Origin of the sequence: Neobacillus dielmonensis, assembly GCF_000612665.1 — a bacterium.
Lineage (GTDB): Bacteria > Bacillota > Bacilli > Bacillales > Cytobacillaceae > Neobacillus > Neobacillus dielmonensis.
This window is the reverse complement of record NZ_HG942021.1, coordinates 24,744-45,482: the sequence shown is the minus strand read 5'-3', so window position 1 is coordinate 45,482 and position 20,739 is coordinate 24,744. Positions and strand designations below refer to the sequence as shown.

At 41.2% G+C, this 20,739-nt stretch carries 30 protein-coding genes; all 30 read right to left on the bottom strand.

Going from position 1 to position 20,739, the window contains the following annotated elements; all coding sequences use genetic code 11:
• Positions 1 to 27: 27 nt before the first annotated feature.
• The 30 genes from infA to rpoC all read right to left on the bottom strand — a co-directional run bounded on the left by infA (position 28) and on the right by rpoC (position 20,652).
• Entirely contained in the window at positions 28 to 246 is a 219-nt protein-coding gene (gene infA, locus BN2425_RS00710) for a translation initiation factor IF-1 (RefSeq protein ID WP_007085268.1), read from the bottom strand.
• Positions 247 to 523: 277 nt separating this feature from the next.
• Positions 524 to 1,174, bottom strand: coding sequence for an adenylate kinase (locus BN2425_RS00705; RefSeq protein WP_042453994.1), 651 nt, complete (start codon positions 1,172 to 1,174; stop codon positions 524 to 526).
• A gap of 58 nt (positions 1,175 to 1,232) precedes the next feature.
• The gene (gene secY / locus BN2425_RS00700; RefSeq protein WP_042453992.1) at positions 1,233 to 2,528 is read right to left on the bottom strand and encodes a preprotein translocase subunit SecY; all 1,296 of its coding nucleotides are present in this window, start codon (positions 2,526 to 2,528) and stop codon (positions 1,233 to 1,235) included.
• Entirely contained in the window at positions 2,528 to 2,968 is a 441-nt protein-coding gene (gene rplO / locus BN2425_RS00695; RefSeq protein WP_042453990.1) for a 50S ribosomal protein L15, read from the bottom strand. The genes secY and rplO overlap by 1 nt, the downstream gene beginning before the upstream one ends.
• Positions 2,969 to 3,001: 33 nt before the next feature.
• Positions 3,002 to 3,184 carry a 50S ribosomal protein L30 gene (rpmD, locus tag BN2425_RS00690; protein WP_042453988.1) on the bottom strand — a complete coding sequence of 61 codons (183 nt, stop codon included), beginning with the start codon at positions 3,182 to 3,184 and terminating at the stop codon, positions 3,002 to 3,004.
• 13 nt (positions 3,185 to 3,197) lie between these two features.
• Positions 3,198 to 3,698: a 30S ribosomal protein S5 gene (rpsE, locus tag BN2425_RS00685; RefSeq protein ID WP_042453986.1), complete on the bottom strand. Its 501-nt coding sequence runs from the start codon at positions 3,696 to 3,698 to the stop codon at positions 3,198 to 3,200.
• Between the two features lie 25 nt (positions 3,699 to 3,723).
• Positions 3,724 to 4,086, bottom strand: coding sequence for a 50S ribosomal protein L18 (rplR, locus tag BN2425_RS00680; RefSeq protein ID WP_042453984.1), 363 nt, complete (start codon positions 4,084 to 4,086; stop codon positions 3,724 to 3,726).
• 32 nt (positions 4,087 to 4,118) lie between these two features.
• A complete protein-coding gene (gene rplF, locus BN2425_RS00675) occupies positions 4,119 to 4,655 on the bottom strand; it encodes a 50S ribosomal protein L6 (protein ID WP_042453982.1) in 537 nt (178 codons plus the stop codon).
• A 32-nt stretch (positions 4,656 to 4,687) separates the two neighbouring features.
• Positions 4,688 to 5,086, bottom strand: a complete 399-nt coding sequence (rpsH, locus tag BN2425_RS00670) for a 30S ribosomal protein S8 (protein WP_042453980.1) — start codon at positions 5,084 to 5,086, stop codon at positions 4,688 to 4,690.
• Positions 5,087 to 5,116: 30 nt separating this feature from the next.
• Positions 5,117 to 5,302 carry a 30S ribosomal protein S14 gene (gene rpsN / locus BN2425_RS00665; protein ID WP_009499044.1) on the bottom strand — a complete coding sequence of 62 codons (186 nt, stop codon included), beginning with the start codon at positions 5,300 to 5,302 and terminating at the stop codon, positions 5,117 to 5,119.
• A 24-nt stretch (positions 5,303 to 5,326) separates the two neighbouring features.
• Positions 5,327 to 5,866, bottom strand: a complete 540-nt coding sequence (gene rplE / locus BN2425_RS00660) for a 50S ribosomal protein L5 (protein WP_042453978.1) — start codon at positions 5,864 to 5,866, stop codon at positions 5,327 to 5,329.
• A gap of 26 nt (positions 5,867 to 5,892) precedes the next feature.
• Positions 5,893 to 6,201, bottom strand: coding sequence for a 50S ribosomal protein L24 (rplX, locus tag BN2425_RS00655; RefSeq protein ID WP_042453976.1), 309 nt, complete (start codon positions 6,199 to 6,201; stop codon positions 5,893 to 5,895).
• A gap of 41 nt (positions 6,202 to 6,242) precedes the next feature.
• Positions 6,243 to 6,611 carry a 50S ribosomal protein L14 gene (rplN, locus tag BN2425_RS00650; RefSeq protein WP_042453974.1) on the bottom strand — a complete coding sequence of 123 codons (369 nt, stop codon included), beginning with the start codon at positions 6,609 to 6,611 and terminating at the stop codon, positions 6,243 to 6,245.
• Between the two features lie 39 nt (positions 6,612 to 6,650).
• On the bottom strand, positions 6,651 to 6,914 hold the full coding sequence (gene rpsQ, locus BN2425_RS00645) for a 30S ribosomal protein S17 (RefSeq protein WP_042453972.1): 264 nt from the start codon (positions 6,912 to 6,914) through the stop codon (positions 6,651 to 6,653).
• Between the two features lie 23 nt (positions 6,915 to 6,937).
• A complete protein-coding gene (gene rpmC, locus BN2425_RS00640) occupies positions 6,938 to 7,138 on the bottom strand; it encodes a 50S ribosomal protein L29 (protein WP_042453970.1) in 201 nt (66 codons plus the stop codon).
• A complete protein-coding gene (gene rplP / locus BN2425_RS00635) occupies positions 7,128 to 7,562 on the bottom strand; it encodes a 50S ribosomal protein L16 (RefSeq protein WP_042453968.1) in 435 nt (144 codons plus the stop codon). The genes rpmC and rplP overlap by 11 nt, the downstream gene beginning before the upstream one ends.
• Before the next feature lie 2 nt (positions 7,563 to 7,564).
• Positions 7,565 to 8,221, bottom strand: coding sequence for a 30S ribosomal protein S3 (rpsC, locus tag BN2425_RS00630; protein ID WP_042453966.1), 657 nt, complete (start codon positions 8,219 to 8,221; stop codon positions 7,565 to 7,567).
• A gap of 3 nt (positions 8,222 to 8,224) precedes the next feature.
• The gene (rplV, locus tag BN2425_RS00625) at positions 8,225 to 8,566 is read right to left on the bottom strand and encodes a 50S ribosomal protein L22 (protein WP_042453964.1); all 342 of its coding nucleotides are present in this window, start codon (positions 8,564 to 8,566) and stop codon (positions 8,225 to 8,227) included.
• Between the two features lie 17 nt (positions 8,567 to 8,583).
• Positions 8,584 to 8,862, bottom strand: a complete 279-nt coding sequence (gene rpsS / locus BN2425_RS00620) for a 30S ribosomal protein S19 (protein ID WP_042453962.1) — start codon at positions 8,860 to 8,862, stop codon at positions 8,584 to 8,586.
• 60 nt (positions 8,863 to 8,922) lie between these two features.
• A complete protein-coding gene (gene rplB / locus BN2425_RS00615) occupies positions 8,923 to 9,753 on the bottom strand; it encodes a 50S ribosomal protein L2 (protein WP_042453960.1) in 831 nt (276 codons plus the stop codon).
• A gap of 28 nt (positions 9,754 to 9,781) precedes the next feature.
• Positions 9,782 to 10,066 carry a 50S ribosomal protein L23 gene (gene rplW, locus BN2425_RS00610; protein ID WP_042453957.1) on the bottom strand — a complete coding sequence of 95 codons (285 nt, stop codon included), beginning with the start codon at positions 10,064 to 10,066 and terminating at the stop codon, positions 9,782 to 9,784.
• On the bottom strand, positions 10,066 to 10,689 hold the full coding sequence (gene rplD / locus BN2425_RS00605) for a 50S ribosomal protein L4 (RefSeq protein WP_042453955.1): 624 nt from the start codon (positions 10,687 to 10,689) through the stop codon (positions 10,066 to 10,068). The genes rplW and rplD overlap by 1 nt, the downstream gene beginning before the upstream one ends.
• Before the next feature lie 28 nt (positions 10,690 to 10,717).
• Positions 10,718 to 11,344, bottom strand: a complete 627-nt coding sequence (gene rplC / locus BN2425_RS00600; RefSeq protein ID WP_042453953.1) for a 50S ribosomal protein L3 — start codon at positions 11,342 to 11,344, stop codon at positions 10,718 to 10,720.
• A 38-nt stretch (positions 11,345 to 11,382) separates the two neighbouring features.
• Positions 11,383 to 11,691 (bottom strand): 30S ribosomal protein S10, encoded by a 309-nt coding sequence (gene rpsJ / locus BN2425_RS00595; RefSeq protein ID WP_007085291.1) that lies wholly within the window; start codon positions 11,689 to 11,691, stop codon positions 11,383 to 11,385.
• Between the two features lie 482 nt (positions 11,692 to 12,173).
• A complete protein-coding gene (tuf, locus tag BN2425_RS00590) occupies positions 12,174 to 13,361 on the bottom strand; it encodes an elongation factor Tu (protein WP_042453950.1) in 1,188 nt (395 codons plus the stop codon).
• Positions 13,362 to 13,490: 129 nt separating this feature from the next.
• A complete protein-coding gene (gene fusA / locus BN2425_RS00585) occupies positions 13,491 to 15,572 on the bottom strand; it encodes an elongation factor G (protein WP_042453948.1) in 2,082 nt (693 codons plus the stop codon).
• 48 nt (positions 15,573 to 15,620) lie between these two features.
• Complete coding sequence (gene rpsG, locus BN2425_RS00580; RefSeq protein WP_042453947.1) at positions 15,621 to 16,091, bottom strand: 30S ribosomal protein S7; 471 nt, start codon at positions 16,089 to 16,091, stop codon at positions 15,621 to 15,623.
• A gap of 41 nt (positions 16,092 to 16,132) precedes the next feature.
• Positions 16,133 to 16,552, bottom strand: coding sequence for a 30S ribosomal protein S12 (gene rpsL / locus BN2425_RS00575; RefSeq protein WP_042453945.1), 420 nt, complete (start codon positions 16,550 to 16,552; stop codon positions 16,133 to 16,135).
• A 101-nt stretch (positions 16,553 to 16,653) separates the two neighbouring features.
• A complete protein-coding gene (locus BN2425_RS00570) occupies positions 16,654 to 16,902 on the bottom strand; it encodes a 50S ribosomal protein L7ae-like protein (RefSeq protein WP_042453943.1) in 249 nt (82 codons plus the stop codon).
• 150 nt (positions 16,903 to 17,052) lie between these two features.
• Complete coding sequence (gene rpoC / locus BN2425_RS00565; RefSeq protein ID WP_042453941.1) at positions 17,053 to 20,652, bottom strand: DNA-directed RNA polymerase subunit beta'; 3,600 nt, start codon at positions 20,650 to 20,652, stop codon at positions 17,053 to 17,055.
• Positions 20,653 to 20,739 lie beyond the last annotated feature (87 nt).

Genomic DNA, 20,739 nt, shown 5'->3' with positions numbered 1-20,739 from the left:
TCCTTAATAGTACGGAGCGCAAACAGATTATTTAAAGCGGTAGGTAATTCTTCCGCGTGTTAAGTCATATGGAGAAAGCTCAACAGTTACTTTATCACCTGGCAGGATACGAATAAAATGCATTCGGATTTTACCAGAGACATGAGCTAGTACAGTATGACCATTTTCTAATTCTACCTTAAACATTGCATTTGGCAAAGTTTCAATGACCTTGCCTTCAATTTCAATAACATCATCTTTGGCCATCGGTCTCGGCTCCCTTCTCTTTTCAGACTAGCGTTTCTATAACAGCATGTAGTGCAAAGCGGGTCTTCTTGTATAAGGATGAGCTTGCAACTTTACAATTTTACCATATATCAAGAGTTCTGTCCGCTAGTAACAATTAGAAATTATATACTTTTTGCGGATGAAAAGCCAATTGCTCCCCACTACTACACATGAAGCGCATGGGAGTGTCCTCAAGATCCGCTCACCTGGCTTCCTGCATGATGTTTGCAACCTATACCAGGACTTAAAACAATCATCAATGCAAGCCCTCAAGTAATTGCTCGATATCAACAAAGACCTTTTTGATATCTTGCTGACCGTCAATGGTGCGTAGGTAACCTTTTGTTTCATAAAAAGTTAATAATGGTTCTTGCTGCTTAATATTGACGTCTAGTCTGTTTTGAACAGTCTCAGCATTATCATCAGCACGTTGATATAATTCACCGCCGCATCGGTCACATACGCCCTCTTTAGCAGGTGGATTAAATACTAAATGATAGGTAGAGCCACAGTCTTTACAAATTCGGCGTCCAGTTAAACGCTCCATTAAGATACTTTTATCAACATTAATATTGATAACGTAATCTATTTTTTTATTTAACTCTTCAAGTAAGTTTTCTAACGCTTCCGCCTGAGGAACTGTTCTAGGAAAACCATCAAGCAAGAATCCTTTTTTACAGTCATCTTTACTTAATCGTTCACGGACAATGCCAATCGTCACATCATCTGGAACAAGTTCACCTTTATCCATGAAGGATTTGGCCTTTAATCCCAGTTCTGTACCATCTTTCATAGCTGCACGGAACATATCTCCAGTTGAGATATGAGGGATGCCGTACTTTTCAACAATTCGTTCAGCCTGAGTACCTTTACCGGCACCCGGAAGCCCCATTAATACTAAGTTCACACGTGTTCCCCCTCGTGCTAAGAATGGTTTTTAGGGGGCCCTAAGGTCCCCAAAACCTCTATTTAATAAAGCCTTTATAGTGACGCTTTACAAGCTGTGCCTCAAGCTGTTTATACGTATCAAGAGCAACACCGACAACAATCAGTAAGCTGGTTCCTCCAATTTGAGCTGATTGCGGTAAGTTCGCTACTTTTATAAAGATAGTAGGAAGGATCGCAATAACAGTTAGGAAGAGGGCACCCACAAATGTTAAACGGTATAACACACGAGTTAAATACTCTTGTGTGCTTTTTCCTGGACGAATACCAGGAATATATCCGCTTTGTTTTTGCAGGTTTTCAGCTGCCTGTTCAGGGTTAACTTGGATAAACGCATAAAAGTAAGTAAACGCAATGATAAGAGCCGCATAAAGGGTCATCCCGATCGGATGAGTATAATCAAATACTTTTGTAATCCACAATGTTACATCATTCGTTGGGAAGAATGATGCAATCGTTCTTGGGGTTACTATAAATGAAATGGCGAAGATAACTGGGATAACACCTGCAGCATTTACCTTCAACGGCATATGCGTTGATTGACCGCCAACAGGATTCCGGCCAACTGCCATCCTTTTTGCATATTGAATTGGAATTTTCCGTACTGCTTGCTGGATAAAAATAACCCCAACAACGATTGCGATGATGACTAATACAATTATGAGCATCGTTACAATTTTTAAGAATAACTGCTCGCCCGCATTTTCAAACTGTTGAACATAGATCTGGTTGATGGTTGAAGGCATGCCAGCAACAATCCCAGCAAAGATGATGATGGAAATTCCATTTCCAACACCGTGAGATGTAATTTGCTCACCTAACCACAACAAGAAAGCTGTACCAGCAGTTAACACAACGGCAATCAACAAGTACGTTGTGATTCCTGGATTTTGAATCAATTGTCCATTGGCTAAGTTATTAAAGCCATATGACATACCTAATGCTTGGATGAATCCTAGGATAACCGTAAAGTAACGCGTAAATTGTGCGATCTTACGGCGTCCGGCATCCCCTTGTTTGGACCATTCGGTAAACTTAGGGACAACATCCATTTGCAATAGCTGAATAATGATAGAAGCAGTAATGTAGGGCATAATACCCATGGCAAAAATGGAGAATTGTTTTAATGCTCCACCGCCAAAAGTATTAAGAATCCCAAACACACTGAGTTCATCTTGAGATGCTAGTATATCAGCATTTACATTGGGAACGGGAATAAATGTTCCAATTCGGTAAACCACTAACATTAAAAGGGTGAAAATGACCTTTCGACGTATTTCACCCACACGCATAAAATTGGAGAGAGTCTGGAACATTAGATCACCTCAGTAGTTCCACCAGCAGCTTCGATCGCTTCCTTAGCAGCAGATGAGAATTTGTGAGCTTTAACAGTCAGTTTTTTCTCTACATTCCCTTTTGCAAGAATCTTGATTCCTGCTTTTTCATTACTTACAACGCCTGTTTCAATAAGAAGTTCTGGAGTAACTTCTGTACCGTCTTCAAAGCGATTTAAAGCATCAAGATTAACTACTGCATATTCTTTACGGCTAATGTTAGTAAAACCACGTTTTGGTAAACGACGGAATAAAGGTGTTTGACCACCTTCGAAGCCTAAACGTACACCACCGCCAGAACGAGCATTTTGACCTTTATGGCCTTTACCGGCTGTCTTACCTTGACCAGAACCAATACCACGTCCTAAGCGTTTACGCTCTTTCCGAGAACCTTCTGCAGGTTTTAATTCATGAAGTTTCATTTTGGCACCTCCTTATTCAAGAAAAACAACCTTTTATTGTTCTTTAACTGTTACTAGGTGAGACACTTTGTTAACCATACCACGGATGGCAGGATTATCTTGGTGTTCAACTGTTTGATTTAATTTACGTAAACCCAGCGCTTCAACAGTCGCGCGTTGGTCTTCAGGACGACCAATTAGGCTTCGGCTGAGGGTAATTAAAAGTTTGTTTGCCATTTGATTTCCCTCCTTATCCTAATAGTTCTTCTACTGACTTACCACGTAATTTCGCTACGTCTTCAGCACGTTTCAATTGTTTTAGACCATCAATAGTGGCACGAACCATATTGATTGGAGTGTTAGTTCCAAGTGATTTAGAAAGGATATCTGCTACCCCTGCTAATTCTAGAACCGCACGAACTGGGCCACCAGCGATAACTCCTGTACCTTCAGAAGCAGGTTTTAGAAGGATTTCACCAGCACCAAAACGTCCGATTACTTGGTGAGGAACAGTTGTTCCGACCATTGGTACTTCCACTAGGTTTTTCTTAGCATCTTCAATAGCTTTACGAATGGCATCAGGTACTTCCTGTGCTTTACCAGTACCGAAACCTACATGACCGTTTTTATCTCCAACTACAACTAGTGCAGAGAAACGGAAACGACGTCCACCTTTAACAACCTTTGCAACACGGTTAATGGTTACTACGCGTTCTTCAAGTTCAAGTTTGTTTGGATCAATACGACGCATCTTTCTTTAGTCCCTCCTTTGTCTATTAAAATTGTAAGCCGTTTTCACGAGCAGCATCAGCTAATGCTTGAATGCGTCCGTGGTAAAGGTATCCTCCGCGGTCAAATACAACTGCAGAGATTCCTTTTTCAACTGCACGTTTTGCAACTAATTCTCCGACCTTTTGTGCAGCTTCGATATTGCTTGTAGACTCAAGACCAAGGTCTTTTTCGATAGTTGAAGCACTAGCTAGAGTAACTCCATTCATATCGTCGATAATTTGAGCATAAATATGTTTGTTAGAACGAAACACATTTAGACGTGGACGAGCAGAAGTACCGCTTAGTTTCGCACGGACACGAGCATGTCTTTTACGGCGAACTGCGTTTTTATCTTGCTTCGTAATCATTTACGTCACTCCTTTCGTTTACCTACGCGGCATTACTTACCAGTTTTACCTTCTTTACGGCGAACATATTCGCCTTCGTAGCGGATTCCTTTACCTTTATATGGCTCTGGAGGACGAACTCCGCGGATATTGGCTGCTAGAGCGCCAACGCGTTCTTTATCAGTACCTTTTACGGAAATCTTTGTATTGGCAGGTACTTCAATTTCAAGACCATCTTCTGGCTCGATTTCAACCGGATGAGAGTAACCAACGTTCAATACAAGCTTTTTGCCTTGTTTTTGAGCACGGTATCCAACCCCGATTAATTCAAGGTTCTTTTCAAAGCCTTTAGATACACCTTCAACCATGTTAGCGATCACGGCACGAGTTGTTCCGTGCAATGCGCGGTGTTCTTTATTATCAGAAGGACGTGTAATAGTTACAACGTTCTCTTCAACATTGATTGTAATATCAGGATTAAAAGTACGAGAAAGTTCGCCTTTCGGTCCTTTCACAGTAACTGCGCTGTTATTAACAGTTACTGTAACTCCTGCTGGAATTTCGATAGGTTTTTTTCCTACGCGAGACATTTAGTTGCACCTCCATTCATTGAAAAAATCAATTACCAAACGTAACCTAGTACTTCTCCGCCGATTTGTTTTGCACGAGCTTCTTTATCTGTTAAAACCCCTTGAGATGTCGAAACTAATGCAATACCAAGTCCGTTAAGAACTTTTGGTACCTCGTCAGATTTTGCGTAAACACGAAGACCAGGCTTGCTTATGCGTTTAAGACCAGTGATAACACGTTCATTATTTGCACCGTATTTTAAGAAGATACGGATAATACCTTGTTTATTATCTTCGATAAATTCAACGTCACGTACGAAACCTTCACGCTTTAAGATTTCAGCGATTTGTTTTTTGATATTAGAAGCAGGCACTTCTAACTTTTCGTGACGCACCATGTTCGCATTACGAATGCGAGTAAGCATATCAGCAATTGGATCTGTCATGACCATTATTTTTACCTCCTTCCACAAGCTCTAGTTTTACCAGCTAGCTTTTTTGACACCAGGAATTTGTCCTTTATATGCTAATTCACGGAAACAAATACGGCAAAGCTTAAATTTACGGTATACAGAGTGTGGACGTCCGCAGCGTTCGCAGCGTGTGTACTCTTGTACTTTGTATTTAGGCGTGCGTTTTTGTTTCGCAATCATTGACTTTTTAGCCACGTTTTCGCCTCCCTTATTTAGCGATTACTTTTGGAATGGCATTCCGATTTGAGTTAATAATTCACGAGCCTCTTCATCAGTATTTGCAGTAGTTACAATTACGATGTCCATACCGCGAACTTTGCTGACTTTATCGTAATCAATTTCAGGGAAGATTAGCTGTTCTTTCACACCTAATGTATAGTTACCGCGACCATCAAATGCTTTTTTAGAAACACCACGGAAGTCACGTACACGAGGTAAAGAAACAGAAACTAATTTATCCAAGAATTGATACATGCGCTCGCCGCGAAGAGTAACTTTAGCGCCGATAGGCATGCCTTCACGAAGACGGAAACCAGCGATTGATTTTTTTGCACGAGTCACAACTGGTTTTTGACCAGTGATCATTGTTAATTCTTCAACTGCATTGTCTAATGCTTTTACATTTTGAACAGCGTCACCAACACCCATGTTGATAACAATCTTCTCAATTTTAGGAACCTGCATAACAGATTTATAATTAAACTTGCTCATTAGAGCAGGACTAATTTCTTTAGCATATTTTTCTTTTAGGCGGTTCATTTAGTGTACCTCCCTTCTTTTTTGAACTATTTATCTAATACTTCACCGGATTTTGCTACGCGTACCTTTTTGTCATCAACCGTTTTGTATCCTACCCGAGTTGGGTTGCCGGTTTTTGGATCGATAGGCATAACGTTAGATACATGGATTGGAGCCTCAAAGCTGACGATACCACCTTGTGGGTTCACTTGAGAAGGTTTTGAATGTTTTTTAACAATATTTACGCCTTCTACAACCACGCGGTTATCTTTCGGATAAGCAGCCAGGATTACGCCTGTTTTACCTTTATCCTTGCCAGAAATGACTCTGACTTTATCACCTTTTTTTACATGCATCCTTAAAGCACCTCCTTAAAGGCCATTTGGATTAAATGTTATTATAGTACTTCTGGGGCTAGAGAAACGATTTTCATAAAGTTGTTGTCACGTAATTCGCGGGCAACTGGTCCGAAGATACGTGTTCCACGAGGGCCCTTATCATCTCTGATAATGACACATGCGTTCTCATCAAAACGAATGTAGGAACCATCTGGACGGCGAACACCACTCTTTGTCCGAACTACAACGGCTTTAACAACATCGCCCTTTTTAACAACGCCACCTGGTGTTGCTTGTTTTACTGCACAAACGATAATATCACCGATATTAGCAGTCTTGCGGCCAGAACCACCAAGAACTTTAATTGTAAGTACTTCACGAGCACCAGAGTTGTCAGCAACTTTTAAACGAGATTCTTGTTGAATCATGTGTGTAACCTCCCTTCGGAATGAAACTAATCCGAACCATTAAATGATAACTGCTTTTTCTACAACTTCTACTAAGCGGAAGCGTTTAGTAGCTGATAGCGGGCGAGTTTCCATAATGCGTACGATATCGCCAACTTTTGCTTGGTTTTGCTCATCATGAGCTTTAAACTTTTTAGAGTACTTAACGCGTTTACCATAAAGTGGATGCTTTTTGTAAGTTTCGACAAGAACTGTAACGGTTTTATCCATTTTGTCAGAAACAACGCGTCCAGTGTAAACTTTGCGCTGGTTACGTTCACTCATCTACGTGAACCTCCTCTCATTGATCACTTGTTAAAGCTGATTTCTCTTTCACGAACAACAGTTTTCATACGGGCAATCGATTTGCGAACTTCACGAATGCGTGCAGTGTTTTCAAGTTGTCCAGTCGCCAATTGAAAGCGAAGGTTAAAAAGCTCTTCCTTAAGAGATTTTACTTTTTGTTCAATTTCAGCAGTGGTAAGGTCACGAATTTCATTAGCTTTCACTTGATTCACCACCAATTTCTTCACGTTTTACAAACTTACATTTGATTGGAAGTTTGTGCATAGCAAGACGAAGTGCTTCACGAGCAACTTCTTCAGGTACACCAGCAATTTCAAACATGATTCTGCCTGGTTTTACAACAGCCACCCATCCTTCAGGTGCCCCTTTACCGGAACCCATCCGAACTTCTAACGGTTTTGCTGTATAAGCTTTATGCGGGAAAATTTTAATCCAAACTTTACCGCCACGTTTCATGTAACGTGTCATCGCAATACGGGCAGCTTCAATTTGACGGTTTGTAATCCAGGAAGCTTCTAATGCTTGTAAGCCATATTCACCGAAAGTAACTTCAGTGCCGCCTTTTGAAGTACCTTTCATGCTTCCACGGTGTGGACGGCGATATTTAACGCGTTTTGGCAATAACATGATTATTTGCCTCCTTCCTCAGATTTCTTCTTAGTAGGAAGGACCTCTCCACGATAGATCCATACTTTAACACCAAGCTTACCATAAGTAGTGTCAGCTTCAGCTGTAGCATAGTCGATGTCAGCGCGAAGTGTATGAAGTGGAACAGTGCCTTCGCTATAGTGTTCAGCACGAGCGATATCTGCTCCGCCTAGACGTCCAGATACCTGTGTTTTAATACCCTTAGCACCTGCACGCATTGAACGTTGAATTGCTTGCTTTTGTGCACGACGGAAAGAAACACGGTTTTCTAATTGACGAGCGATGTTTTCAGCAACCAACTTTGCATCGATATCAGCTTTCTTGATTTCAAGAATGTTGATATGAACTCGTTTGCCAGTTAATTGATTCAAAGCTTTACGAAGTGCTTCAACTTCAGTACCGCCTTTACCGATAACCATACCAGGTTTAGCTGTATGGACAGTAACGTTCACGCGGTTTGCTGCACGTTCGATTTCAACTTTAGAAACAGAAGCATCTTTTAAACGCTTTGTGATATATTCACGAACTTTAATATCTTCGTGTAAAAGATCAGCAAAGTCTTTGCCTGCATACCATTTAGATTCCCAATCACGGATGATTCCAATACGCAGTCCGACTGGATTTACTTTTTGACCCACAGATTATCCCTCCTTCTTCTCTGATAGTACGATAGTAATATGACTAGTACGTTTATTGATTTGGCTTGCACGTCCCATAGCGCGTGGACGGAAACGTTTCAATGTTGGTCCTTCGTCAACGAATGCTTGTGCAACAACTAGATTATTAACGTCCATTTCATAGTTGTGCTCAGCATTTGCCATAGCAGATTTTAATACTTTTTCAACGATTGGAGAAGCAGCCTTTGGTGTGAGATTTAAAATCGCCACCGCTTCACCAACTTGCTTTCCTCGGATTAAATCAACGACTAAACGTGCTTTACGAGGAGCAATACGGACTGTTCTAGCAACAGCTTTAGCTTGCATTTGGATGCCCTCCTCTCTTAACGTCTTGTTTTCTTATCATCAGCGGCGTGGCCTTTGTAAGTACGACTTGGAGCAAATTCTCCAAGCTTGTGACCTACCATATCTTCCGTAACATATACAGGCACATGTTTGCGTCCATCATAAACGGCAATCGTATGACCGATAAATTGTGGGAAGATTGTAGAACGGCGTGACCAAGTTTTAATCACTTGCTTTTTATCAGACTCATTTAACTTTTCAACTTTAACCATTAAATGATCATCAACAAATGGTCCTTTTTTTAAGCTGCGACCCATGAAGGAACCTCCCTTCGTGATTGCTCTACGGCTCTTACGTTGAACCGTAGTACAATCCCGTTATTTTTTACGACGGTTAACAATAAGTTTATCTGATTTGTTTTTCTTCTTACGAGTTTTATAACCAAGAGTTGGTTTACCCCATGGTGACATTGGTGATTTACGTCCGATAGGAGCGCGTCCTTCACCACCACCGTGTGGGTGATCGTTAGGGTTCATAACAGATCCACGAACAGTTGGGCGCTTGCCTAACCAGCGAGAACGACCTGCTTTACCAATCTTAATAAGTTCGTGTTGCTCGTTACCTACTTGACCGATAGAAGCACGGCACTCTGATAAGATATAACGAGTTTCACCAGAAGTTAAGCGAACTAATACATATTTACCTTCTTTACCAAGTACTTGCGCACTTGTTCCGGCAGAACGTACCAATTGTCCACCTTTACCAGGTTTTAACTCAATGTTGTGTACTACAGTACCAACTGGAATGTTTGCAAGTGGTAGTGAATTACCTACTTTAATGTCAGCTTCAGGGCCTGACATAACTGTCATTCCAACTTCTAGGTTTTTTGGAGCTAAGATATAACGCTTTTCACCATCTGCATAATTGATTAACGCAATATTTGCAGAACGGTTTGGATCATATTCAATAGTGGCAACGCGTCCTGGAATGCCATCTTTAGTACGTTTAAAATCGATGATCCGATACTGACGCTTGTGACCGCCACCTTGATGACGAACAGTTAACTTACCTTGGTTATTACGGCCGCCATTGCTCTTTAAAGGAGCAAGTAAAGATTTTTCTGGAGTGGTAGATGTGATTTCTGCAAAATCAGATACTGTCATTCCACGACGACCGTTAGAGGTAGGTTTGTACTTTTTAATCGCCATTTTATTTCCCTCCTCTTCTTATTAATTTTTAGCTTTCAAAGAATTCAATTTCTTTGCTATCAGCTGTTAATTTTACGATTGCTTTACGACGCTTGTTTGTATAGCCGCCGAATTTACCCATACGCTTGAATTTACCTTTGTAGTTCATGATGTTAACTTTCTCAACATCAACACCGAAGATTTCTTCCACAGCATCTTTAACTTGAGTTTTGTTAGCTCTCACATCTACTTCAAAAGTATATTTCTTTTCAGCAATAAGGTCAGTAGAACGTTCAGTGATAACGGGGCGCTTAATGATATCGCGTGCATCCATTATGCAAGCACCTCCTCTACTTTTTCAACCGCTGCTTTAGTCATGATCAATTTATCATGATTAACAACGTCTAAAACGTTGATTCCATCAGCTGTTACAACTGTTACACCAGGGATGTTACGAGCAGATAATGCTACGCTCTCATCAAGGTCAGCAGTAACGATTAATGCTTTTTTCTCAACAGAAAGACCATTTAAAACAGCTTTGAAGTCTTTTGTTTTTGGAGCTTCGAACGTTAAGGCTTCAAGTACTAAAATATTCTCTTCTTGAACTTTAGAAGATAAAGCAGACTTGATTGCTAAACGACGAACCTTTTTAGGCAATTTATAGCTGTAGCTGCGTGGTGTAGGACCGAATACAGTACCGCCCCCGCGCCATTGTGGTGAACGAATCGAACCTTGACGAGCACGTCCAGTTCCTTTTTGACGCCATGGTTTTTTACCACCGCCGCTTACTTCAGAACGATTTTTTACACTGTGAGTACCTTGACGTAATGAAGCACGTTGCATAACGATTGCTTCAAACAATACGTGTTGGTTTGGCTCAATTCCAAATACTGATTCATTTAGTTCGATTTCGCCAACTTGAGAACCAGCTTGGTTTAATAATGCTACTTTAGGCATTCCTTTTTCCTCCTTTCCGAAAAATTAATTATGCTTTAACCGCACCTTTAATTTTTAGTAATGCTTTTTTAGCTCCTGGAACGTTACCTTTGATTAATAGCAAGTTGCGTTCAGCATCAACTTTAACAATTTCAAGGTTTTGTACAGTAACTTGTTCTCCGCCCATACGTCCAGGTAACAATTTACCTTTGAATACGCGGTTTGGAGCAACAGGTCCCATTGAACCAGGACGACGATGGTAACGAGAACCGTGGGCCATTGGGCCGCGGGATTGTCCGTGGCGTTTGATAGAGCCTTGGAAACCTTTACCCTTTGAGATTCCTGTTACATCTACTAAATCGCCAGCAGCGAAAATATCAACTTTGACTTCTTGACCAACTTCATAGCCTGCTAAGTCATCTTCGCGGAATTCGCGAACGAAGCGCTTAGGAGCAGTATTTGCTTTTGCAGCATGCCCTTTTTCTGGCTTGTTAGCTAACTTTTCACGTTTGTCTTCAAAGCCAACTTGGATAGCAGTATATCCGTCAGTCTCAACTGATTTCTTTTGAAGAACAACGTTAGCTGCTACCTCAACAACTGTTACAGGGATTAAATTGCCGTTCTCTGCAAATACTTGAGTCATACCAATCTTTCTTCCTAAGATTCCTTTGGTCATGTAAGTCACACCTCCTGTGGTTTATAATGTTTATTAGATTAAAGTTTAATTTCGATATCTACACCAGATGGTAAATCTAAACGCATCAACGCATCAACTGTTTGTGGAGTTGGGTTAACGATGTCGATTAGACGCTTATGTGTCCGCATTTCAAATTGTTCACGAGAATCTTTGTACTTATGAACCGCACGTAAGATTGTGTAGACAGATTTTTCAGTTGGAAGCGGAATCGGACCCGAAACGGCTGCACCTGAACGTTTTGCTGTTTCAACAATTTTTTCTGCAGATTGATCAAGAATTCTGTGATCATAAGCTTTTAAGCGGATACGAATCTTTTGTTTTGCCATTATTTTCCCTCCTTTATTCGCCTATTTTCAAAATAGACATACTCTGTGGAAATATCCTCACACACGCGCCATGGCAAAGCGGCCGGGTGTGTCAGCAACCTCCCACATCATCGCAGTCAAAGACCAACATTGTCTATTATACATAAAACACTGGGTAATTGCAACAATAATATTGAATTACTTGGTGTTTAACACTTTTACTATTATAACGGGTCAGATACCCGATTTCAATAGGATTATACATTCTCCAGTAATATCCTAATTTTTATACCTCATACTTTACAATGTGTTTCATATTATATAGAAGAAACACGGTACAATCTTCTTTTAAAAGTAGGATCTGATAAACGACATTGTTGATTTTTCAACTCTGTTGATTAGAGCGAAAGCCAACAATCATGTGTAAAAGAACCAAAAAGTAAGATTCGTAAAATAAAAAAAGCAGATGAGTCGTCACCCATCTGCTTTCACTAATAGTTATATTATTTAATTACAGTTGTGATTGAACCTGAACCAACTGTACGTCCGCCTTCACGAATAGAGAACTTAGTTCCTTCTTCGATTGCGACTGGAGCGATTAATTCAACTGACATTTCAGTGTTATCGCCAGGCATTACCATTTCAGTACCTTCTGGAAGAGTGATGATTCCAGTGATATCAGAAGTACGGAAATAGAATTGTGGACGGTAGTTTGAGAAGAATGGAGTATGACGTCCACCTTCTTCTTTAGACAATACATAAACTTGAGCTTTAAAAGAAGTGTGTGGGTTGATAGTTTTTGGCTTAGCCAAAACTTGTCCACGCTCAACTTCGTCACGAGAAACACCACGAAGTAGGGCACCGATGTTGTCACCAGCTTCAGCAAAGTCAAGAAGTTTACGGAACATTTCTACACCTGTTACAGTAGTAGATTTTGGCTCTTCAGTGAAACCAACGATTTCAACTACGTCACCAACTTTAACTTGTCCGCGTTCTACACGGCCAGTAGCAACAGTACCACGACCAGTGATTGAGAATACGTCCTCAACTGGCATCATGAATGGTTTGTCAGTGTCACGAGTTGGAGTTGGGATATAGCTGTCAACAGCATCCATTAATTCAATGATTTTTTCTTCCCAAGCTGCATCGCCTTCTAATGCTTTAAGAGCAGAACCTTTGATAACTGGTACATCATCACCAGGGAAGTCATACTCAGTAAGAAGGTCACGTACTTCCATTTCTACTAATTCAAGTAATTCTTCGTCGTCTACCATGTCACATTTGTTCATGAATACAACAAGGTAAGGAACGCCTACCTGACGAGAAAGAAGAATGTGCTCACGAGTTTGTGGCATTGGACCGTCAGCAGCAGATACTACAAGTATACCGCCGTCCATTTGAGCAGCACCAGTGATCATGTTTTTAACATAGTCAGCGTGTCCTGGGCAGTCTACGTGTGCATAGTGACGAGCATCAGTTTCATACTCAACGTGTGCAGTAGAGATTGTGATACCACGTTCTCTTTCTTCTGGAGCACCATCAATTTGATCGTATGCACGAGCTTCTGCTTTACCTTGTTTAGCAAGTACAGAAGTGATTGCAGCAGTAAGGGTTGTTTTACCATGGTCAACGTGGCCAATTGTACCAATGTTAACGTGTGGTTTAGAGCGGTCATATTTAGCTTTTCCCATTTGAAAATCCTCCTTTGGATTATAAAGTTTATAAGTATATTTTTAGTGGAAACTGCTATAATGTTGGTTCAAGATAACAGTTTCCATTAATACATAAGTAGTTATACTTGATAGATGGGTGAAAATCAATTATTCACCCTTATTTTTTTTGATAATTTCTTCAGAAACTGATTTTGGAACTTCTTCGTAGTGATCGAAGTGCATGGAGAATACTCCACGTCCTTGAGTACTTGAACGAAGGGCTGTAGCATAACCAAACATTTCTGATAGTGGAACCATTGCACGTACTACTTGTGCATTACCACGAGCTTCCATACCCTCTACACGACCACGGCGAGCTGTAATTTGTCCCATAATATCGCCTAGATATTCTTCAGGGATTACAACTTCAACTCTCATCATCGGTTCAAGGATAACTGGTGAACATTTTGAAGCTGCATTTTTAAGTGCTAAAGAAGCAGCGATTTTAAATGCCATCTCAGATGAGTCAACATCATGGTAAGAACCATCAAATAGTCTTGCTTTGATGTCTACTAATGGATAACCAGCAAGAACACCACGCTCTAGTGCGTCTTTCAAACCAGCTTCAACCGCAGGAATGTATTCACGAGGAACAACACCGCCGACGATGCCATTTTCGAATTCAAAGCCTTTACCTTCTTCGTTTGGAGAGAACTCAATCCAAACATGTCCGTATTGTCCACGGCCGCCAGACTGACGGGCAAATTTACCTTCAACCTGTGCAGAAGCACGGAATGTTTCACGGTAAGCAACTTGTGGTGCACCTACATTAGCTTCAACTTTGAATTCACGCTTCATACGGTCAACGATGATATCTAGGTGAAGTTCACCCATACCAGCGATGATTACTTGTCCAGTTTCCTGGTCAGTATGTGCACGGAATGTTGGATCTTCTTCTTGAAGCTTTTGCAAGGCAGTTGTCATTTTGTCTTGGTCAGCTTTTGACTTAGGTTCTACAGAAAGTTGGATAACAGGCTCTGGGAATTGCATAGACTCTAAGATAACAGGATTTTTGTCATCACAAAGAGTGTCGCCTGTTGTTGTATCTTTTAAACCTACAGCTGCAGCGATGTCACCAGCATAAACCTTAGAGATTTCTTGACGGTGGTTAGCATGCATCTGAAGGATACGACCAATACGTTCACGCTTGCCTTTTGTAGAGTTTTGGACATATGATCCTGACTCTAAAGTACCAGAATAAACACGGAAGAAAGTCAATTTACCAACATAAGGGTCAGTCATAACTTTGAATGCAAGAGCAGCAAATGGTTCATCATCACTTGAGTGACGCTCAAGCACTTCATCTTCATCATCAACTGCATGACCTTTAATAGAAGGTACATCTAATGGAGATGGAAGATACTCAATAACTGCATCCAACATTAATTGAACACCTTTGTTTTTAAATGCAGAGCCACAGATAACTGGGAAGAATTCAACGTTTACAGTACCTTTACGGATAGCAGCTTTTAACTCTTCAACAGAGATCTCTTCTCCGCCAAGATACTTTTCCATTAATTCTTCATCAAGTTCTGCTACTGCTTCAAGAAGCTTCTCGTGGTATTCATCAGCTTGCGCACGGTATTCTTCTGGAATTTCTTTCACTTCGATATCAGTACCAAGGTCATTGGTGTAGAAATGAGCTTTCATCTCTACTAAGTCAATGATAGCCTCAAACTGGTCTTCAGCACCGATTGGTAACTGAATTGGGTGGGCATTCGCTTGCAAACGATCATGTATTGTTTTAACTGAATACAAGAAGTCTGCACCGATTTTGTCCATTTTGTTAACAAACACAACACGTGGAACACCGTAAGTGGTTGCCTGACGCCAAACTGTTTCAGTTTGTGGTTCTACACCAGATTGCGCATCAAGCACAGCAACCGCACCATCAAGTACACGAAGGGAACGTTCAACTTCTACTGTGAAGTCTACGTGTCCTGGGGTGTCGATGATGTTAACACGGTGACCTTTCCATTGTGCTGTTGTTGCAGCGGATGTGATTGTAATTCCGCGCTCTTGTTCCTGCTCCATCCAGTCCATCTGAGACGCGCCTTCGTGTGTTTCACCGATTTTATGAATTTTACCAGTGTAATAAAGGACCCGTTCAGTGGTCGTCGTTTTACCGGCATCAATGTGAGCCATGATGCCGATATTACGAGTGTTTTCTAAGGAGAACTCTCTTGCCATTGGGTTTTTCTCCTTCCTAGTATGAAAGATTTTTGATTGAAGATGAGATTACCAACGATAGTGAGCAAACGCTTTGTTCGCTTCTGCCATTTTGTGTGTATCTTCACGTTTCTTAACAGAGGCACCAGTGTTGTTAGCTGCATCCATGATTTCGTTAGCTAAACGCTCTTCCATGGTTTTTTCACCGCGAAGACGTGAATAGTTAACTAACCAGCGAAGACCAAGAGTTGTACGGCGGTCAGGACGCACCTCAACTGGTACTTGGTAGTTTGCACCACCTACACGGCGTGCTCTAACTTCAAGTACTGGCATAATGTTTTTAAGTGCTGCTTCGAACACTTCCATTGGTTCTTTGCCAGTACGTTCACGAATAATATCAAATGATGAGTAAAGAATAGCTTGAGATTTACCTCTCTTACCGTCAACCATCATTTTGTTGATTAAGCGGGTAACCAGCTTTGAATTGTAAAGCGGATCTGGCAATACATCTCTCTTTGCTACAGGACCTTTACGTGGCATCGTATTTCCTCCTTTCAAAAAAGCTCTATATTTTTATGATTTTATTTTTTTGCTTTTGGTTTTTTAGTACCGTATTTAGAACGACCTTGCATACGGTTGTTCACACCGGCAGTGTCAAGCGCACCACGAACGATATGATAACGCACTCCTGGTAAGTCCTTTACACGTCCGCCACGGATAAGAACAACACTGTGCTCTTGAAGGTTGTGGCCGATACCAGGAATGTATGCTGTCACCTCAATACCATTAGTCAAGCGTACACGAGCATATTTACGTAACGCTGAGTTTGGTTTCTTTGGAGTCATTGTACCTACACGAGTACATACCCCGCGTTTTTGTGGTGAAGATACATTTGTTTGAGATTTTTTAAAGCTGTTATAACCTTTATTTAGCGCAGGAGATTTTGATTTCTCTGTCACTGATTGGCGTGGTTTACGCACTAATTGGTTAATTGTTGGCATGTTTTTTCCTCCTTTCACAATTTGTAGACCCACACATCCAGGTGGTTCATTTTTTTGCAAAAACAAAGTTCTTGCAGACTATTCTACTGCAAAAACAGTTTTTAACGGATAATAGCAACAGCTGCTGCACCTACTTGGATCCCACATGCTTTTCCTAATCGTTTCATCGAATCGCAATATTGGATTGGAACATCTTGTTTATGAGCTTCGTTTATAGCCTTTTCAACTAACTTAGGGTCAGCATCTTTAGCAACGATTAACTCTTTTACAATACCTTCCTTTAGTGCTTTCACTGTTTGTTTTGTTCCTATAATAAACTCATTGGACTTTAATACTTTATCATTAGACAACTTTCATATCCTCCAAAGTATCAAATGAATAGGAGCACCTTTGATATAGTACCATCTTCTAAAAAGGATGTCAAATATATTTTTACTTTTTTTGTTAGAAGCTAAAGTCTTTAAAATACGGTGCCAGTAATACTGGCACCGTAAATTATTTTATTCTACCGTAATCGGCTCTTCTGATGTTGTGTCTCTTAGTACAGGTTCTGCTTTCCGATAGCGCTGCATTCCTGTTCCAGCAGGCACAAGCTTACCAATGATAACATTTTCCTTCAAGCCAAGTAACTCATCCCGCTTGCCTTTGATCGCTGCATCGGTAAGAACTCTTGTTGTTTCTTGGAACGATGCTGCAGAAAGGAATGAATCTGTCTCAAGAGAAGCCTTAGTAATACCGAGCAATACAGGGCGTCCAGTAGCCGGCATTTTACCAGATAATAATGCCTTTTCATTCGCATCAGTAAATTGGTGAATATCGAGTAATGTACCTGGAAGTACATCTGTTTCACCTGCATCGCTGACACGAACTTTGCGAAGCATTTGCCGTACCATTACTTCAACGTGTTTGTCACCAATTTCAACACCCTGCATACGGTAAACTTTTTGAACTTCACGAAGCAGGTATTCTTGGACAGACTTCACGTCTTTTACTTTGATTAACTCTTTTGGATCGATAGAACCTTCGGTTAATTCTTGACCGCGTTCTACCTGGTCTCCTGCAGCCACTTTCAGTCGGGCTGTATACGGAGCATTGTATGTGCGGGATTCCACTTCACCTTGAATGACGATTTCGTGCTGACGGTCACGTCCTTCATTAATGGCAATAACGGTACCCTCAATTTCTGTAATAACAGCTTGACCTTTAGGGTTACGGGCTTCAAAAATCTCTTGAATCCGCGGTAAACCTTGTGTGATGTCATCTCCAGCAACACCGCCTGTGTGGAAAGTACGCATCGTTAACTGTGTACCAGGCTCACCGATTGATTGGGCAGCAATGATACCAACTGCTTCGCCGACTTCCACTTCTTGACCTGTTGCAAGGTTTCGTCCGTAACATTTCTTACATACACCATGACGGGTATTACATGTAAATGCAGAGCGGATTTTAACTTCTTCAATTCCAGCTTCAACAATAGTAGCAGCAAGGTCCTCAGTGATAAGTTCATTTTCTCTCACAAGGATTTCATTGGTCTTCGGATGTTTAATGTTATTGCGGGCATAACGACCGATTAAACGTTCTTCAAGCGATTCAATAATTTCAGTGCCATCCTTTAAGGAGCGAATCGCAAGGCCGCGGTCAGTTCCACAGTCATCTTCCCGAACAATTACATCCTGGGCAACGTCAACTAGACGACGTGTTAAGTAACCAGAGTCAGCTGTTTTAAGGGCTGTATCCGCAAGACCTTTACGCGCACCATGTGTCGAGATAAAGTACTCTAATACGGTTAATCCTTCACGGAAACTTGACTTAATTGGGAGCTCGATAATCCGTCCAGCCGGGTTCGCCATCAAACCACGCATACCAGCTAACTGGGTAAAGTTAGAGGCGTTACCACGGGCACCGGAATCACTCATCATAAAGATTGGGTTCGTTTTAGCTAAGGATTTCATCAATTTCCCTTGAATTGTATCCTTCGCAGCACTCCAAATTGAAATAACACGCTCATAACGTTCATCCTCGGTAATTAAACCACGTCTGAACTGTTTCATTACATTATCGACCTTCGCTTGGGCTTCATGGAGAATTTGCTCTTTTTCGCCGAGTACGACGATATCAGCAACACCAACAGTGATCCCTGCTTTAGTCGAATATTTAAATCCAAGATCTTTCATGCGGTCAAGCATTTTAGAGGTCTCGGTAATTTTAAACCGTTTGAACACTTCGGCAATGATGTTTCCAAGAATTTTCTTCTTGAACGGATCCACCAATGGCATTGATTGAATTTTTGCTTTGATGTCCTCGCCTTTAGCAACAAAATATTTTTCCGGGGTTTTCACTTCAAGATTATCTCTTGTTGGTTCGTTAATATATGGGAAAGATTTTGGCAGAATCTGATTGAAAATCAATTTACCAACAGTGGTAATCAACATCATTTGGTTCTGCTCTTCCGTAAAGGTCTCATTTCCTAATGAACCAGCGAAAACGGCAACACGGCTGTGCAAATGAACATACCCATTTTGATAAGCAAGTTCAGCTTCTGCGGTGTCGTTAAAAATCATACCTTCACCGACAGCGCCTTCCCTTTCCAATGTTAAGTAATAGTTTCCTAATACCATATCCTGAGAAGGTGTAACGACTGGCTTACCATCTTTAGGGTTCAAGATGTTTTGAGCCGCTAGCATTAATAGACGGGCTTCTGCTTGTGCTTCCGCAGACAGTGGCACGTGCACAGCCATCTGGTCTCCGTCGAAGTCCGCATTGTATGCTGTACAAACAAGCGGATGAAGACGAATTGCACGTCCTTCTACAAGCGTTGGTTCAAATGCCTGAATCCCTAGTCTATGCAGCGTTGGGGCACGGTTAAGCAATACTGGATGTTCTTTAATAACATCTTCTAGGACATCCCAAACTTCTGGAGATACCCGTTCGATTTTCCGTTTTGCAGACTTGATATTGTGGGCTAACCCTTTTTCAACAAGCTCTTTCATAATAAATGGCTTAAATAATTCAAGTGCCATTTCTTTTGGAAGACCGCACTGATACATTTTTAGGTTAGGACCAACGACGATAACAGAACGTCCAGAGTAGTCAACCCGTTTCCCAAGCAAGTTTTGACGGAAACGTCCTTGCTTACCTTTTAACATATGGGAAAGTGATTTTAACGGTCGATTACCAGGACCTGTAACAGGGCGTCCGCGGCGTCCGTTATCAATCAAAGCATCAACTGCTTCTTGCAGCATTCGCTTTTCGTTTTGAACAATAATGCTTGGCGCACCAAGGTCCAATAAACGCTTTAACCGATTATTACGGTTAATCACACGACGATATAAATCGTTTAGGTCGGATGTAGCAAAACGCCCACCATCCAATTGCACCATTGGGCGAAGCTCCGGAGGAATAACTGGAAGAACATCAAGGATCATCCAAGATGGCTCATTTCCTGAGTTACGGAAGGCCTCTAGTACCTCAAGGCGCTTGATCGCCCGCGTACGGCGCTGACCTTGGGCTGTTTTTAATTCCTCTTTAAGAATATCTACTTCTTTATCTAAATCAATATCAGATAATAGCTTTTTGATTGCTTCAGCACCCATGGAAGCCTGGAATTTGTTTCCGTACTTCTCACGATAAGTGCGGTATTCTTTTTCTGATAGAAGCTGTTTCTTCTCTAGAGCTGTATCTCCAGATTCAGTTACAACATAAGAAGCAAAGTAAATCACTTCTTCTAAAGCACGTGGGGACATATCTAATACAAGTCCCATCCGGCTTGGAATTCCTTTAAAGTACCAAATGTGGGAAACGGGTGCAGCTAATTCAATATGGCCCATGCGTTCACGGCGGACTTTAGCACGAGTTACTTCAACACCGCATCGATCACACACAACACCTTTATAGCGTACACGCTTATACTTTCCGCAGTGACACTCCCAGTCTTTTGTCGGACCGAAAATTCTTTCACAGAACAATCCGTCTTTCTCAGGCTTTAATGTACGATAGTTAATGGTTTCTGGCTTCTTGACTTCTCCGAATGACCAAGAACGGATTTTATCCGGTGAAGCAAGACCAATCTTCATGTATTCAAAATTATTAACGTCCAACAAGGGGCCTACCTCCCTTTTGATCTCCAGGTTTTACCCGCTTTTAAATTCATGCAAGCAGCTGATCCCCCGCTTGTTCGGGGGATTAAG